General features: G+C 51.2%; 17 protein-coding genes. 5 read left to right on the top strand and 12 right to left on the bottom strand.

All coding sequences use genetic code 11. The annotated features are described in order from the left end of the window. Positions 1-532: 532 nt before the first annotated feature. The gene (locus CFF01_RS06080; RefSeq protein ID WP_088904204.1) at positions 533-838 is read right to left on the bottom strand and encodes a DUF962 domain-containing protein; all 306 of its coding nucleotides are present in this window, start codon (positions 836-838) and stop codon (positions 533-535) included. After that, positions 831-1,481, bottom strand: coding sequence for a GNAT family N-acetyltransferase (locus CFF01_RS06075; RefSeq protein ID WP_088904203.1), 651 nt, complete (start codon positions 1,479-1,481; stop codon positions 831-833). Before CFF01_RS06075 ends, CFF01_RS06080 begins: the two co-directional genes overlap by 8 nt. A 140-nt stretch (positions 1,482-1,621) precedes the next feature. On the opposite strand from CFF01_RS06075, the gene CFF01_RS06070 reads away from it, so the two are divergent. Continuing rightward, a complete protein-coding gene (locus CFF01_RS06070) occupies positions 1,622-1,852 on the top strand; it encodes a DUF2789 domain-containing protein (protein WP_033537542.1) in 231 nt (76 codons plus the stop codon). A 107-nt stretch (positions 1,853-1,959) separates the two neighbouring features. Here CFF01_RS06070 and CFF01_RS06065 read toward each other — a convergent pair whose 3' ends face one another. Next, complete coding sequence (locus tag CFF01_RS06065; RefSeq protein WP_081953753.1) at positions 1,960-2,331, bottom strand: DUF3192 domain-containing protein; 372 nt, start codon at positions 2,329-2,331, stop codon at positions 1,960-1,962. Between the two features lie 143 nt (positions 2,332-2,474). Here CFF01_RS06065 and CFF01_RS06060 point away from each other — a divergent pair, with 143 nt between their 5' ends. Together CFF01_RS06060 and CFF01_RS06055 are read left to right on the top strand one after the other, a co-directional pair. Further along, the gene (locus CFF01_RS06060) at positions 2,475-2,810 is read left to right on the top strand and encodes a hypothetical protein (protein ID WP_033537541.1); all 336 of its coding nucleotides are present in this window, start codon (positions 2,475-2,477) and stop codon (positions 2,808-2,810) included. Then, complete coding sequence (locus tag CFF01_RS06055) at positions 2,810-3,583, top strand: Zn-ribbon-containing protein (protein WP_088904202.1); 774 nt, start codon at positions 2,810-2,812, stop codon at positions 3,581-3,583. The genes CFF01_RS06060 and CFF01_RS06055 overlap by 1 nt, the downstream gene beginning before the upstream one ends. A gap of 32 nt (positions 3,584-3,615) precedes the next feature. On the opposite strand, the gene syd is transcribed toward CFF01_RS06055, so the two are convergent. Next, positions 3,616-4,278 (bottom strand): SecY-interacting protein, encoded by a 663-nt coding sequence (gene syd, locus CFF01_RS06050; RefSeq protein ID WP_088904201.1) that lies wholly within the window; start codon positions 4,276-4,278, stop codon positions 3,616-3,618. Positions 4,279-4,338: 60 nt separating this feature from the next. Here syd and queF point away from each other — a divergent pair, with 60 nt between their 5' ends. Both queF and CFF01_RS06040 read left to right on the top strand, forming a co-directional pair. Further along, positions 4,339-5,196, top strand: a complete 858-nt coding sequence (queF, locus tag CFF01_RS06045; protein ID WP_198387134.1) for an NADPH-dependent 7-cyano-7-deazaguanine reductase QueF — start codon at positions 4,339-4,341, stop codon at positions 5,194-5,196. A gap of 315 nt (positions 5,197-5,511) precedes the next feature. Next, positions 5,512-6,702, top strand: a complete 1,191-nt coding sequence (locus CFF01_RS06040; RefSeq protein WP_088904200.1) for an alginate export family protein — start codon at positions 5,512-5,514, stop codon at positions 6,700-6,702. 82 nt (positions 6,703-6,784) lie between these two features. Here the strand turns inward: CFF01_RS06040 and CFF01_RS19365 are convergent, their stop codons facing one another. The 8 genes from CFF01_RS19365 to fusA all read right to left on the bottom strand — a co-directional run bounded on the left by CFF01_RS19365 (position 6,785) and on the right by fusA (position 15,816). After that, positions 6,785-7,630, bottom strand: a complete 846-nt coding sequence (locus CFF01_RS19365; RefSeq protein WP_269768275.1) for a 4'-phosphopantetheinyl transferase family protein — start codon at positions 7,628-7,630, stop codon at positions 6,785-6,787. Between the two features lie 88 nt (positions 7,631-7,718). Further along, on the bottom strand, positions 7,719-8,939 hold the full coding sequence (locus CFF01_RS06030; RefSeq protein WP_088904198.1) for a hypothetical protein: 1,221 nt from the start codon (positions 8,937-8,939) through the stop codon (positions 7,719-7,721). Continuing rightward, positions 8,930-9,613 carry an ABC transporter ATP-binding protein gene (locus CFF01_RS06025; protein WP_088904197.1) on the bottom strand — a complete coding sequence of 228 codons (684 nt, stop codon included), beginning with the start codon at positions 9,611-9,613 and terminating at the stop codon, positions 8,930-8,932. The genes CFF01_RS06030 and CFF01_RS06025 overlap by 10 nt, the downstream gene beginning before the upstream one ends. A gap of 59 nt (positions 9,614-9,672) precedes the next feature. After that, the gene (locus CFF01_RS06020; protein WP_232479514.1) at positions 9,673-10,941 is read right to left on the bottom strand and encodes an ABC transporter permease; all 1,269 of its coding nucleotides are present in this window, start codon (positions 10,939-10,941) and stop codon (positions 9,673-9,675) included. Then, the gene (locus CFF01_RS06015) at positions 10,931-12,160 is read right to left on the bottom strand and encodes an ABC transporter permease (RefSeq protein WP_088904196.1); all 1,230 of its coding nucleotides are present in this window, start codon (positions 12,158-12,160) and stop codon (positions 10,931-10,933) included. The genes CFF01_RS06020 and CFF01_RS06015 overlap by 11 nt, the downstream gene beginning before the upstream one ends. Positions 12,161-12,190: 30 nt before the next feature. Next, positions 12,191-12,991, bottom strand: a complete 801-nt coding sequence (locus CFF01_RS06010) for an outer membrane lipoprotein-sorting protein (protein ID WP_181404203.1) — start codon at positions 12,989-12,991, stop codon at positions 12,191-12,193. A 155-nt stretch (positions 12,992-13,146) separates the two neighbouring features. After that, positions 13,147-13,488 carry a cupin domain-containing protein gene (locus tag CFF01_RS06005; RefSeq protein ID WP_088904195.1) on the bottom strand — a complete coding sequence of 114 codons (342 nt, stop codon included), beginning with the start codon at positions 13,486-13,488 and terminating at the stop codon, positions 13,147-13,149. A 279-nt stretch (positions 13,489-13,767) separates the two neighbouring features. After that, positions 13,768-15,816 (bottom strand): elongation factor G, encoded by a 2,049-nt coding sequence (gene fusA / locus CFF01_RS05995; RefSeq protein ID WP_088904193.1) that lies wholly within the window; start codon positions 15,814-15,816, stop codon positions 13,768-13,770. Between the last annotated feature and the right edge of the window lie 332 nt (positions 15,817-16,148).

The raw sequence follows: 16,148 nt of genomic DNA, 5'->3' as shown, positions 1-16,148 counted from the left end.
CTGCTTTCGCCGTGCTCCCTGCATCATCCTGATCACATCGACATCCTGCCGTCTCCCAAACTCCTGAAACGTCCTGTCTTTATCATCCCTGGACGGTTAATTCATTTAACCGCACTCCCATATCCTATGGGATCCAGCGCATCCTGCACTATAGTCCTTTATTTCAGCTAGCTCTTAGTATCCCTGACGCTTATTCATCCATAGCGGTGTCATTCCATGCCACCGTCCATATCCTTGTTCGTCCCTGACACGCTATGACTTTCATCTCCTAGAACATCAATATCTGCGTGATTAAAGCAAGCTGGTTAACTTGGACTCAGTATAACCAGACCAATCTAAAAATGTACGCCATAAGAAACAATTGTGAATAGCTTGATTCTTAACCAATCAAAGTTCGATGCTTAAGCTATTGAAAATAAAAGAATAAACATTATCCTCAGTCATAAACAGCTAGGATATCTGGAAAATAGCTCACACATTTGTAAGCGATCTCTCACAAGAGGCCAGGCTAAATGTGAGCTTACTCAAACAACTATTGATCTCGACGGCGGGTTAACCACTGCACCAGCATGACCCAATCGGCTAAAAAGCTATACAAGGGATACTCGAAAGTCGCCGGTCTATTGCGCTCAAACACAAAGTGTCCAATCCAAGCTGCACCATAACCCACAACAGGCAATAACCAGAGCAACCAGTAGCTGGATGATAATAGAGCCGTCAGCAGTAAAGCTAACACCAAGAGGCTACCAAAATAGTGCATCCCGCGGCATCTGGCATCACTATGCTGCGACAGGTAAAAAGGATAAAACGCCTTAAAACTCTTATATTGCTTACTCAACTTCAGGACTCCGGTAAAACAGCAGCTCACCTTCTACGCTGCCTATGGTCAATCGCTCTATGGGTGCAAAACCCATGGTTGAAAATAGGTGTGTATGCTCATCATGGGTCACATAAACACCTACTCCCTCTAACTCAGGCTGCTCATCACACCAACTCATCACCGCCTGGATAAGGCGCTTTCCTAACCCCTTTTTCTGCTCAATAGGGGTCACGGCGATAAACTGCAAGATACCGCAGTGGGTGCTAGGAAGATGCTCAAGAATCGATGATTCTTTTCTCATTAAAGCCTGGGTCGACTGCCACCCCGTACTTAACAGCATCTTGAGTCGCCAATGCCAATATCTGGCCTCTCCCAGCGGTACCTGCTGAGTTACGATACAGGCCAAGCCGATTAAGCGATCTTCGTCAAACAGACCTATCAGCGCCTGCTCTTCCTGCCAAAGGGTGTGTAACTCTTCACGGATAGCACCACGCAACTTCTGCTCATATTGCGCCTTGTCCCCCTTATGCAGAGCGGCGATAAAAAAGGGATCATCATGGTAGGCATTGTAGAGAATAGAAGCGGCAACCCTTAGGTCTTCAGCAGTTAAATAGACAGCTTTATAGGTTTCTTGAACAGGTGGGATGTCTGTTGGCGTCATTGCTGTTATTCCTTGATTCAGATCAACAACACTCAATGTAACAAGCTTGTAAAAAAGTGCAAACTTTAATCGATTCGACACTTTATCAATTTATTGCATACTTATGAGAGCGCCTCTTCAATTAATTAAGTGAGGGAAAAATGGATATTACACCACCGGATCTAGCCGCCCTATTTGACCAACTCGGGCTATCGAGTGACCCCGACGCCATAGAGGAATTCCTCAAACAACACTCGATCGCCCAAGGCGTACATATTGCGCAGGCTCCTTTTTGGAATACCGCTCAGCGTCACTTCTTAGCCGAAGCCTTGGCCGAAGATGCCCAATGGACAGAGGTGATCGATCACTTAGACGCTCAGCTGCGCGCCTAATCAGGTTTCCAATTAAGATAAAAACGCTGACACCAATATAGATGTAAGATATTGACCGATCAAAAAAGGCAAGCTCGAAAGGCTTGCCTTTTAATTAGCTGCTTACATTACATATTGTGGTAGGCCTTCTCGCCCCAGCCCACAACGCGATCATCACTAATCACGACTGGCGTACACTCATCCTTGGTTGTGGTGCCGTCTCCGCGCGTGCGTTGAGTACGGTAGTAAAGCACATTGATCGCCTTATCTTCCTTGGTATAAGCCTCATTGAAGTCTGCCGTCCCCATTAAGGTCATCACCTGATCTCGACTCATCCCCAGTGTCAATTTAGACAAATTGGCACGATTTTGCTCTTGAATACGCTCCCAAGAGTTTCCACTGCTCCAGCCTTTGTCGCCTTCACCCACGTTTAATACACACCCAGATAGCGCTAAACTAGTAGCACCGAAGACTAATGCGGTTATTAATTTTGTTTTCACTTTCACGTCCTGTTTATCTATTATAACTGGACACAGATAAAGCAAAGCTTATGCCAAAAAAGTAAAAACTTAAATATCAACAAGTTACGAACAATTCATCCTTAAGTGTGTGTCAGCTATGCTAAAAAGTAAGGAATTTAACCATGAGTCCTATCGAACAGGTGCTCGCCGCCGCACAAAAATTAAGTCTGGCTGGTAAGTCTCCCAGCCTGGCACTGATTAAGGCGAGCTTGGGTAACTCTCTTCCCATGCCCATCCTGGTACAAGGCCTACAACGATTTAAGGCTATGTCGAGCGAAGATCGCGCCAACATAATACTGAATAATGCCACGCCTGCAGCGCCTACACAGTCCCCTCAAGAGGAGGCCACACTCGCTGCGCTGCAGCAAGAAGTCAGCCGCCTAAGTGCTAATCAAGAAACCCTAATGGACCGTATCGCCAAGCTTGAAGCGCGACTCAACAATGAGGACGCTTCTTAATGCACGTGGTAGAACTCAGATTTGAGTGTTTTGACAACACCACGATCACCGCAGCCGAACGTGCAATCAACGGTTTGCTCGAAGCCTACCGAGCCAACGGTCAGGTATTAGGACGCGAATTTGCCGTGGCGTTTAACGAGGGGGAGTTTAGAGTCCGTCTGCTGTTACCAGAAAAGAGCAGTCTGGCGAAGCGCTTCAACAGTCCCTGGGTGAATGTTGCCCTAGATGAACTCACTCAAGCTAAGCTGCTGCACCCCAGAGAGAAGTATATTGGCCAGGATATTAACTCAGAAGTTAGCAGCACTGAGCCCCCTAGCTGGCAACTGCTTTATACCAGCTATGTGCATATGTGCTCACCCCTTCGCAACGGCGATACGCTGCAGCCTATTCCTCTGTATCAGATCCCGGCCACCTTTAATGGCGACCATAAACGGGTGATCAAATGGCAAACCGAATGGCAAGCCTGTGATGAACTGCAGATGGCCGCCGCTACTAAGGCAGAGTTCGCCGCCCTCGATGAACTGAGCCGCTGCGACAGTGACCTGTTTCGCCGCGGCTGGGATCTGCGCGGACGCATTGAATACCTCACCAAAATCCCGACCTATTACTATCTGTATCGAGTGGGTGGTGAGAGTCTGGCTTCTGAGCAACAAAGACCCTGTCCGCGCTGCGGTAATCCGGACTGGCTTCAACCATCGCCGCTGTTAGATCTGTTCCATTTCAAGTGCGATAACTGCCGTATCGTCTCCAACATCTCTTGGGATCATCTCTAGACGGTTAGCCTGCACTTAGCCTGCTTAACCCCTTACTTCTTGGGGCGCAGGTGACGCCACATCATCTTTAATCGCTGCCAGATCCCAGGATGATCGGTCTCAGGCAGCGACTCCTCGAGAGGCTTTTGCGCTGGACTCACTCTAGGCGTCAGGCCTTCAATGAAGGCATCCAGGCTTTCCGCCAGTTGCCTATGGGGCAGTTCACCCGGCACCTCTATCCAGACGCCGCCAGTTTCATTATCGACCACCAACATCTCATCGCCCTCCCCGAGGACACCGATAAACCAGGTCGGCGGCTGTTTTAACTTCGCCTTCATCATAAGGTGACCAATTAAATTCTGCTGCAGATACTCAAAATCTTGCTGATTCCAGGCCTGTAACAGCTCACCTTCGCCAAATGCCGAGCCAAACATCACAGGAGCCGAAAAATAGCGTCCATAAAATGGCTGAATACTGGGGTGCAACTTCATGGATAATGCATGCTCAATATTGTCAAACTGACCTTCATCTTCGCGTTTTATCGCTTGCCACTGCACTGAGTTTTCAGGCGATTGAGTGACCCTATCGAGATCACACTCAAGCACACAGGGAGAAGCTTCGCCCAAGGGATAATATCGAGGAGACTCACCCAGTTTGTCGCTATAGACTTGATGATAAAGCGTAAAAAATTGATCCAACGCAGACAAAGAAGACACTTAGCAGTTACCCAAAATTTAAGTATAATGTGCCTCTATTTTGACATGGAAAAACGATTGATGACACAGGTTCATGACCCTTATCACGACGCTCCCGCGTTATCCCAACTAACCTTAGGCAAATCGACTGGCTATCAGGCTAATTACGATGCCTCACTGTTACAGGGTGTACCACGCAAGCTCAATCGTGACGCCATAGCCTTAGGCGATACCCTGCCTTTCCATGGCGCCGATATCTGGACCGGCTATGAACTCTCCTGGCTGAATGCCAAGGGCAAACCCATGGTCGCCATAGCCGAGTTTATCCTCGACTTTAACAGCGACAATTTGATCGAATCTAAATCCTTCAAGCTCTATCTCAACAGCTTTAACCAGACTCGTTTTGAGTCTATCGAAGCGGTGCAACAGACCTTGGCTAAAGATTTATCCGCCTGCGCTGGCGGTGAAGTAGTGGTTAAGATCATCGAGCCGAAACAGTTTGCTCATCAACGAGTGGTCGAGCTACCAGGAACCTGTATCGACGATCTGGATATCGAAGTCGATGACTACGATTTCAGCAGCGATTATCTTATCGATAGCACTGATGACAAGAGTGTAGTGGCCGAGACACTAACCTCTAACCTTTTGAAATCAAACTGCCTAATTACTTCGCAACCTGACTGGGGCAGCGTGATGATTCGCTACCAAGGGCCCAAGATTGATAGAGAAAAACTGCTGCGCTATCTGATCTCCTTCAGACAACACAATGAGTTTCACGAACAATGTGTCGAGCGGATCTTCGTCGATCTCAAGCGTCTGTGTCACTGCGCTAAACTGACTGTTTATGCCCGCTATACGCGGCGTGGCGGCTTAGACATCAATCCTTATCGTAGCGACTTTGAAAATCCGCCGGAAAACCATCGTTTGGCAAGGCAATAGCAATCAGCAGCCCGCAACAGCGGGCTGTTTTTTATCCACACCATCCCTTTTTCCCCTCATACAGTCACTTTTCTTGCAGATGAAAAGCAAGCCCCCCTTCCAACTGCACTATTAGAGTACAAGCAGAATTATTTAATTGCCGCCACACATACCACTTTGGAGATACCTCTAATTAAGTATAAGCTAATGATCTTTATCACAATTATTAACAGAAAAAATCAATCACAATGTAACATTGTTTTAGATCAACAAATCAATCCTTTTGCAGACCTATAACAGTCCAGGAGCAATGACCATACAAAAGGATTACAATTAATGAAACTTCACGCCCTCAGCCTCGCCGTACTTGCCAGTCTTTCAACCTCAGCCCTCAGCGCAGAAAGTGTTGACCCACTAAAAAAGGCTTTTATCGATGACTCTCAGGTGAAAGTGAAATTTCGCCTTCGCTATGAAGATGTGGATCTAGCCGATGTCGACCAGCAAAACCAAACCACACTGCGCACGCGCCTGACCTATCAAACTGGTGACTTCTACAAGCTGTTTGCCTTGGCTGAAGTGGACGATGTGCGTTCTACCGACGACGAACCTCTGATTGCCGACTATGAATATACACAGATTAATCAGGCCATTATCGGTTATCGTGGCCCAGCTAACACCTTGGCCCAATATGGTCGTCAGCGCATCCTGCTCGACAACCAGCGTTTCGTCGGTGGTGTTGGCTTCCGCCAAAATGAACAGACCTATGATGCTTTCTCGGTGAAGAACACTGAGGTTGCAGGACTAACGGCTTACTACGCCTATGTGAATAACGTAAATCGCATCTTCGCCGAAGATTCTGGCAAAGATGAGCACAAGAATAAGACTCACCTAGTTAATGTTAACTACAAAGGGTTAGAGTTTATCAAGCTCAGTGGCTACGCCTACTTGATCGACAACGTCAATGTAGCAGCCTTCTCGACCGACACCTATGGTCTGCGTGCCTCGGGCGATATCAAACTCGATAAACTAAAGTTCAACTATGAAGCTGAATACGCCCAGCAGTCTGAAGGCGGCGATAACCCTGTCAGCTACTCAGCGGCTTACTATAAACTTGGGGCGGGAGTGGACTTGGATCTCTTTGGCGCCAAAATTGGTTACGAGGTACTAGGTTCTGACGATGGCAAGGCGGGCTTCATTACCCCACTGGCGACCCTACATGCCTTCAACGGTTGGACAGATAAGTTCCTCTTCGGCGGCAAAGGGAACTGGGAAAACGGTATCATAGATACCCACCTTATCCTCACGGCTAAAGTTGCCGGACTCAAGCTGCTGGCCAAATACCACAAATTCGATTCCGACTACGGTGACGTGGACATGGGTAAGGAATGGGGCGTATCGGCGACCTATCCTTTCCTCAATCACTACAGTGTCGGTGTGAAATACGCAAGCTTCAGCGGCGCCGATGAAGGTTATGGCTTCTCTAACGACACAGACAAACTCTGGTTAACCTTCCAAGCGAACTACTAAGCCTTAACCTGTCGCCCTAAGGGGTGGCAGGCCGCCAATACTCCCTTTTGCAGGAAAACTGAGGTTTTCCTGCTTTTTTAACTTAACAAGATAACAGCAGTTGTTGGATACCCACGCTGTGGCAATGCCAGGTAATTTCACGCTCCGTCTTAATGCTAAGCGCAAAACGATATTCCCGCTCAAGTTGCCCGAGCCAGCTCTGCCATTGACCTGCTGGAATACCCCGCCCCTCATCCCCCTGCAAAAACAGGCTTACCGACTGCGCTATACCGGCCGTTTGCGGCTCTCTCCCAACAAAGCTTAAGGTCTGAGATTGCATGCTAGCGAGTTCAAAATAAAAAGATTTTAGGGATAAGGCCAACCCCATTCCTTTCGCCTTGATATACGACTCCTTAAGCGCCCAGAGATCGAAAAAACGATCCCGCTGCTGATGCTCGGGCAAAGCCAACAAAGCCTGGGTTTCTTGGGGGGTAAAATAATGATTGAGAATGGCATGGATGTTGGTGTTTTGCCGCTTTCGCTCGATATCCACTCCCAACGCCAAGGCATCAGTTCCTTGAGTGATAGCCAGCAGCAAATAGTCGCCACTATGGCTGAGGTTAAATATCAGCCCCGCGCGTTCGGCGCAATCACTGGCTAACACAGGCTTACCCTTCTCCAGATAATCGAAACGCCATGCATCAGGTTTAATTGCCAGACTGGCATCGGCTTGCTGGCGCGCATCTACCTCAGAGAGCAGCGCGCGCAGGTAACACCTCACCAGCAGCGCTTTCTCTCGAGCCTTAGGCTGCAGATAGCGATCTACTTTATTGCGCTCATCTTGGGGTAACCACTGGCGCAGCGCCTGCTTCGTGTCCTCGCCAATAGGCTGTGACAACTCACATAGGTATAGGTTAACGGGCAGCGAAGAAGCGAGAGAGGTGTTCAAAAACTGGGGTATCCATCAAAAATAGCGTCGACTCAAGGGTATCATTCGGACAAGTGGAACACCACTTTCACTAAAAACAGGACTTCCCCTAAAAACTCCATTTGAGCTGCAGATAGCCCAAAGTAGACGCCGATTGACCAAAGAGGCTAACGGGCGAACCATCGAAACGCTGACCTATCACACTTAACTGCCAATCATCGGCCAGGGAATACTGGTAGGTGACGCCGTAGAAATAGGAGCCGTCATCATAATAGCTTACTGCGCCATTAAGGCGGCTCAGCGGCGACAGATCCAAACCTGTCTCCAGGTAAAAGGTCCACGGCGTAAAACTCAACGTGCGCGCAGTTAACGGCAGATTCAGATACAGCAAGGCATTATCTATGGCTAAGGGTTCAGAGATATAGAGCGCGGCGCCAAACACGCGCCAATTGGCCTCAGACGCAAAGCTGTAATCAAGCTCTAACGTCGCCACCGAACTCGAGAAGTGCGTGACGCTCCCCAAAGGCACAACATCAGGGCCTGACTGAACCGATAACTCCTCTTGAGGCTCGAAATGACTATATTCGCCGCGAAACCCTGCCCCGGCAATATCGCCAGCAAACCCAAAGCCCAAGACGATATCCTCGGCGGCCTTGCCAGCAATAATCTGCCAATCCCACCCCGAGTAATGACCGAGATAGCGACCGGCGTAGTAATGGTTCTGCTCCCCTGACTGGCTATAAACCAGCTCGAGGTGACTGGCAACGCCCAAACGGCGATTGACCTTAAGGGCATCGACTCCGCGGCGCTCGGCATAATCGACATCGTAAATCGAATAGGCGTTAAAGATATCGTTTGGGTTCCACAGGGTGCTCATGGCCCAATTGACTCTGAACCTGCCCGCACTTAGCTGCCAATCGGCATTGACTTGCCAGCTAAGATAGGCGCGATCTAACTGGCTATTACCAACCCAACCATCCCTGTCGAGCCAGTTGAGTGACAGATCCCAGTAGCCGGGATCCCAGCCCAAGAGCTCGCCATAACCGGGCAATCGGGCCGAGTCACCCGCCGTCAGGCGATTACGCAGCCCCAGATTCATCCTAACACCTGCATCCCAACGATATTCCAGATTAAGCCGCTGATGTATCAGGTTATCCCACAGCGCGTCACCATTATCTGGGTCAATGACAGAGCCTAAGTAACTCACATAACCATCAAGTTGCCAGGCCTCCTCAGGGGCGACACCCGGGATAGGCGATGCCAGCGATGGCAAGGCCAGCCCTAAGGTCAAGAGCCCAAACAGCGCCGAGGCGCTGCGCGTCACTGACATCTGTCCTCCACCAACTGACCATCTTCAAAGACAATGACCCGTTTCGCCCTGGCAATCACCCTGGGATCATGGGTTGAGAAGATAAAGGTCGTGTCCTCCTGCTCGTTTAATCGCTGCATGATATCCAGTAATTCGGCGGTGCTCTTGGCATCTAAATTGGCGGTGGGCTCATCGGCCATTACAAATCTGGGACGAGACGCTAAGGCCCGCGCGACCGCCACCCGCTGCTGCTGCCCGCCAGAGAGTTTGGCCGGTATCTTATGCATCTGACTCTCAAGCCCTACCTGAGTGAGCAGCTCTGTGGCCCGCTTGCGACATTCGGCTTCGCTGCGCCCTTGCAGCTGCATGACAAATTCCACATTCTCCAGCGCCGTTAATACAGGCAACAGGCTATAGTCCTGAAAAATGAAGCCCACGTGATCGCGGCGAAAGGCGATTAATGCCTGCTCACCCAACTTAGCGATGTTCTCACCGTCAATCAACACAGCGCCGCTGCTGGGACTGTCGATGCCACCTATCATGTTCAGCAGTGTCGTTTTTCCCGAACCAGACGGCCCCATGATGGCAACAAACTCCCCCTGAGCTATGGTCAGATCCAGCGGCTTAACCGCGGTGACGGGAAAATCGCTCTCCGGGTTATAAACCTTGGTTAATCCTTTGGTTGCTATGGTCATTATCTCATTCGACTCCAAGAACTATTCATCATCAATATTCAACGTCAGTAGTCATAGTGTTAGTGCTTTTGCGACATGGCATCCACAGGTCGCTGCTTTATGATCTGCCGCGCCGGATAGAGGGCCGCTAGCAGACTGACGATCACCACCATCAGCAGGGTCGCCAGGTACTGGCCGGGCGACACCTGAGGATAAAGGGTCGTCGACACCCCAAAGGCGCCCAGGCCTTCGGCCATGTTGCCCAGGGCGATGCCGGTATGGGCCAGTATCCTTATCACCACTATACTCAGCGCCAGCCCCAATAGCGCGCCACTAAGCCCCAGCAGTAAAGACTCCAATAAAATCAGTCGAAACAGCTTGCCCTTCACCATACCTATCGCCATCAAGACGCCAAACTCCCGGGTTCGTTCAAACACCGCCATCAACATGATATTGGTTATCCCTAACCCCAAGGCAGAGATGAAGATCAACAAAATGATACCGTTGCTGGTGCCCATCTGAGCGATGATGGTCGCCAACATGGGCTGGATCTGCTGCCAGTCGCGCACGACATCCTCATGGGCCACCGCAGTTGCCAGCTGTTTCGCCACCGCCTTAGCGGCGCTGTTAGATAAGGTATTGGCATCATTAAGGCGAATAGCGATTTCATGTACGCCATCCAAACCCGCTATCTGCGACAACTCCTCCCGGCGCACATAGGCGTTGCCGTCATCAAAGCTGCTAGAGGGCGAGCGATACAGCCCAACCACCCGAAAGGCCGCACCGCTCACTGCCTTATCGGCATTGCTAAAGGTAAGCACCACCTTGGCGCCAAGTCTTAACTTGAGCCGCTTAGCGGTTTTCTCTGAGATCACTATGGGGTGGCGTCCCGTGGCGTTGAGCCAGTCGCCCTCAATAATGTTGCCAGCGATGGGCGTCACTTGAGCCTCGGCGACAGGGTCCACGCCATTGATGCGAATGCCGCGGCTCGCTCTAGGCGAGGCCAGCATCCCCTGCACCAAGAATCGCGGCGAAACGCCTGTCACCTCAGGAAGCTGAGCCAGTTTAGCCAACACGGGGGCAGGAGCCGTCACTCGGGAAGTGATGTCAGGATCGATGAGATACTCTTTATGGTGCAACTGCAGGTGGCTGGTCTGCCAGGCGATGGCATTATTGATCATGTTGGCGTACATGCCCGTCAGAAAGCCTATCATGACCACCACGCCCACCAAGCCTACCACCATGGCGCACAACATGATGCTGGTACGCAGGCGATTGCGCCATAAATTGCGCCAGGCCAGCAGGAGCAACATGGGCGGCTGCAGACGAGTTTGTGCTCTATTGGGCATCGTCACCTCCCTTAAGCGCCGCGACCACCACGAGACGCTGGGTCCGCCACAGTGGATAGAGCAGACAGAGCGTCATCAGCGCCAAAACAATCAAGACTTGTGTACCAACCAGGTTAAGGGACACCTTCATGGGGATCACCGGCTCCCAGCCCATCTCCAGCATCATCTTGGCGGTTTCACCTGTCAGAGAAATAGGATGAAAATAGAAGTAACCTATCACTACCAGGCTAACCAGCAGGCCCATAGCCATACCCAGCAAGGCGATCATGCCCGACTCAATCACCAACAAACGCAGTAAGGTTAACCGCCCCATGCCGGTGGCTAACATGACACCAAATTCACGTCGGCGCTCCAAGGTCATCATCAGCAAGGTCGCAAACAGGGCAAAGCCGACGATAAGGTATAGCAGACAGATCATAAACAGGCCGCCGGCCCTGTCTAAGGCGATCTGCTGCGCCATCTCAGGCGCCAACGACTGCCAGTCGCGCACCTTCACCGCGCTACCATAGTGGTGCGACAGCTGCTGCGTCAGCTGGTCAACCTGATCCAACCTATCGCTATGCAATACCCATTGCGTCACCTGTTCGCCGGTCGAGAACAGTTCTTGCGCCGCACTGAGCGGCATATACACCAGCTGATTGTCCAGCTGGGCCAAGGGAAAACGCAGTATGCCGACGATAAGGTAGACACCCGCCGCCGTCTGGCCATGGTAGCCCTGACCATAGAGCACCAGCTCATCACCCACACCAAGTTTCAGGTACTCGGCTAACCCCTGCCCCAACAACACCTGTGGCGCTTTCGGGGTTAAGTACTCACCAGCCACCAACTTATCCGCTATGCCTGAATAAGCATTTTCAGCTTCGGGGCGCACGCCATATACCATTACCCCTTTAGAGCGCTCGTCACTCGATGCTAACAAAAAAGATTCGATTCTGGGCAGGGTAAAAGTGATGTGAGGTAAGGCTTTTGCCGGCGCGATAAACGCATCATCACCGGGCAGCAAGTCTTCGATGCTCTCTGTAATGGCAAATTCGGGAGATTGCAGCTGGATCAAGCCAGTGGAGAAGCGGGCGCTATTATCGATATTATGCTCATAACTTCCCTCTTGCATACTGCGCGTAAAGAGCGATAAAAACAGCGCCAACGACAGGGCAAAGGCGGTCAGCAAGGTACGCCGCTTCTGCCGCCAGAGATTACGCCATGCCAGCTTGATTAACATGCTTAGCTGTCTCCTGTTGCTGGGGTAACGCTAGTCTCGCAGCGCCTTCATCTGCTGCTTCGAGAAAAAGTCATCCCCAATCTCAAAATCAAAGGCCGCCTCATGGGTGATAAGCTCGGTGCGCTGCCCCGGCTTATCGGCGGGGATCATCACCATCTTGGCCGCTAACATACGTCCGCCCATAGATTGAATATCAGAGGCTGTCAGGGTATTGACCAAGTCGTCAAACTCATCGAAAAACTCAACCCGGCGCTGTAGATAATGAGACGTCGAGATCCATAAACGGATGCGGCTCCACACCACTGGCGCATCGGGTTTGGCAAAGGCGTCGATAACGAAACAATCGTCGCCCTCAATCGCCTCGCGCTTCACTAGCTGATGACGATAGTCGACCACAATGGATGACTGATTGATCAGATCGTCATTGGTAAAATCAGAGCCCATCCACGACTGGCTCAACATAGAGGGGGCTATCTTGATGATGCGCTCGATGGCGGGAACCCAGTTCCACATCTCACGGTAGCGTTTGAGCGACACACTACCCTTATCTTTAGCGGGCGCCGTCACCAGTACCAAGGAGAGATCTTGCCCCTTGGTCCAGCTCTTCATACTCATCGAGCGCGTCCAGTTCGGCCGCACGATATTCATGGTCGCCACCACGTAACTGGAATTACCACGCATCTGTTCATCGGCGCGGCGCACTATCTCACGGGCCTGCTCGGCAGTGACACTTTCATCGCTGGCTAGAGCATCTATTGTTGGTGCCAGGCACAGCATGAGCCCTAGCAAAAGGCCCAATAACCCAAAGCGCCAAGGTCTTACTCCTTCCATGATAAAACCTCCCGATGACTGCCAACCATCATAGCCTAAGTGCCAGGCTGGCTTATTAAAAATAGACTATAACTACTTGTCCTAAAAGGAAACCGTCGAAAGTGTGAGCCGCTTTATTTCTAGGCCTCTACTTAGGTCTTTACTTAGGTCTTTATTTAGACATTTACCCTGTCACCATGACTTGGCGGCGTCGATGTCACCAGAAATTCCAGTACCTGCTCACCACCATTACGCAGGCAATGAGCTTGACCCGGCGCGACATGTAGCCCTTGATGGGCCGAGAGTCGATATTCAACGCCCTCCACCTCAAGTAGCGCGTAGCCAGACAGAATAAAGAAAAACTGCTCGGCCACGCTGTGATAGTGGCGCTGTTCACCTCGCCCCACCGGCACCCGCTCCTGAATCACACTAAGCGCCGGGCGCTTCACCAGATGCCAACCATCACACTCATCACCCCACTGATAATGCTCGGCGCTCGCTTTGCTTATCACCATCATCCAATTCCTCGTCATCGACTACCGTGAGTAAGCACCCTAATCGGCCGCTCAGGCAAGCGCAATAAAAAAGGAGGAGCCAAGCTCCTCCTCTTCGACCTTACGGCTATGCCTTATTGGCTAATGGCTCTTTGTTTTAAAGATCCGCTAAGGGCTCTTTACCTTAGAGATCCGCCAAGGGCTCCTGATCTCATCGAGCCGCTAATGGCTCCTGATCTCATCGAGCCGCTAATGGCTCCTGATCTCATCGAGCCGCTAATGGCTCCTGATCTCATCGAGCCGCTAATGGCTTCTGGCCTCAGAGATCAGTGACTTCTGCACATGATCCGGTACCACATCGTAACGACTGAAGGTCATGGCAAACTGCCCATCACCACCGGTGAGGGATTTAAGTCGGGTCGAGTAGTCGTCGACGGTCGCCAGCGGCGCCTCAACCTCAACTTCCACCTTGCCATTGCCCTGAGCCTGAGTGCCACAGATGATGCCGCGGTTAGCGCTGATATCGCCGGTAATATCGCCCACGTGCTCTTGGGCGACCTGTACCTGCATCTCAACAATGGGCTCTAATATCACAGGATTGGCCGCCTGCACTGCTTCCAGGAAGGCTTTCTTGCCTGCCATCACAAAGGCGATCTCCTTCGAATCGACACTATGGTGTTTACCATCGAGCAGAGACACCCGTACATCCTGCATCGGGAAACCCGCCAAGGCGCCACCACTCATCGCCTCCTTGACCCCTTTCTCGACCGCTGGGATATATTGGCTGGGCACCGAACCGCCCACCACCTTGCTGACAAATTCAAACCCTGTTCCTCTTGGTAAAGGTTCAACGGTTAATTCCACCTCGCCAAACTGGCCCGCGCCGCCAGACTGCTTCTTATGACGGTAACGCGCCGTCGCGCTGCGGGTGATGGTTTCACGATAGGCCACGGCTGGCACATCGGTTTCCATGTCGACATTAAACAGGTCATGGGCTTTCTCAAGGGCGATTTGCAGATGCAGATCCCCTTGGCCTTGTAATATGGTTTGCCCTTCGGCCTCATTCTTGGCGATATGCAAACTCGGGTCTTCCACCACCAGCTTATTAAGCACTTCGGCAATCTTCTGCTCATCGCCGCGGCGCTTGGCCGATACCGCTAAACCAAAGATCGGCTGGGGCAATACCAGCTCAGGCAGATGAAACTCATCTTCATCATGACTGTCGTGAAGCACGGCGCCCACCGTCAGCTCATCCACCTTAGAGATGGCGCAGATATCGCCCGGCACGGCTGAGGTCACGCTGATCTGCTTATCTCCCTGCAATTTAAACAGGTTACTTACCTTGATCGGTTTACGACCATCACCAATAAACAACTTCATCCCCAGAGAGATGGTGCCCTGGTAAACCCGAAAGACCCCCATACGACCGAAGAAGGGATCGATCGCCACCCGAAACACATGCGCCAGGGCATGATCATCACTCGATTGCGTCACATCCACAGGCAATGCCGACTCACCCTGTCCCTTGATAAACTGCGGAGGGTTGGCCTCTAACGGATTAGGACTGAGTTTAATAATCAGCTCCAGCAGCGCGCCAATCCCCACCTGCTCTTCGGCACTGGTAAAGCAAACTGGCACAAGGTGTCCCATCCGCAGAGCGGTTTCCAGCGGCTCATGTAACTGCTCGGGTGTCAGGTTTTCCCCCTGCTCCAGATACAGTGCCATCAGCTCATCATCTTCCTCTAGCACAGTATCCACCAGCTCATCACGGGCACTGGCCACATCGTGAAACAGCGCCTGGCCCTGCAACTCGGGCTGCGGATGCAGATAACAGTCGATCACATCATCCAACGCCACATTGGGCAGGTTGACCGGCAAGCAGCGATGGCCAAACTTGGTTTGGATCTCATCGAGCAGCCCAGGCAGATTGGCGCCATTGCCGTCGATATGGTTGATGGCGATCATTACCACCTTGCCCTGGGCTCTCGCGGCCTCGAACGCACGTTGAGTGATGGTTTCTATGCCAGTTGCGGCATTAACCACCAAGAGCACAGACTCCACACCGCTGAGGGGTAAGAGCGCTCGGCCGAAGAAATCGGGCAGGCCCGGGGTGTCGATAAAATTGATGTGATGATTGTCGAAATCGAGATTGAGGAAGGAAGGTTCTAGGCTATGTCGGTGGTCTTTTTCCTGGGCAGTGAAATCAGCATGATTTGTGCCCTTGTCCACCCTGCCTTTTTGAGTGATCGCATTTCCCTGAAACAGCAGTGCCTCTAACAAAGTGGACTTGCCCGCCCCTGTGTGTCCGAGCACCGCCAGATTCCGAATCTGCTCGGTGGTAAACTCAGCCATATTGGCCTCCTTGATCTGTTATTCCAATAGGTAACAGCACCACGACCTCCTTACCTGCCACTAAAAATCGTGTTAGCTGCAAACAAAAACAGAGAGTTGTAATCGGTCTATTAACAACCAGTATAGGCCTGTAAACAGCAAGGACTTTTGATCGAGATCACGCTTTAACTCACAGGAAGAATTTTGCCAACTTTCGTCACAAATAGTGAACATGTGTAAGCCAAAATAGTAGCTTTGATGACTTTTAAGTCCCAGGTGATTGTATTGGTCAGCAAGCTACTGTAGTCTGCTGCTCTATTAGCGATAGAACAAACGGCCAGAGGCGAAAATAC

The organism is Shewanella marisflavi, assembly GCF_002215585.1.
Classification (GTDB): Bacteria; Pseudomonadota; Gammaproteobacteria; order Enterobacterales; family Shewanellaceae; genus Shewanella; species Shewanella marisflavi.
The sequence above is the reverse complement of the archived record's forward strand: the minus strand, read 5'-3'. Positions and strand labels throughout refer to the sequence as shown.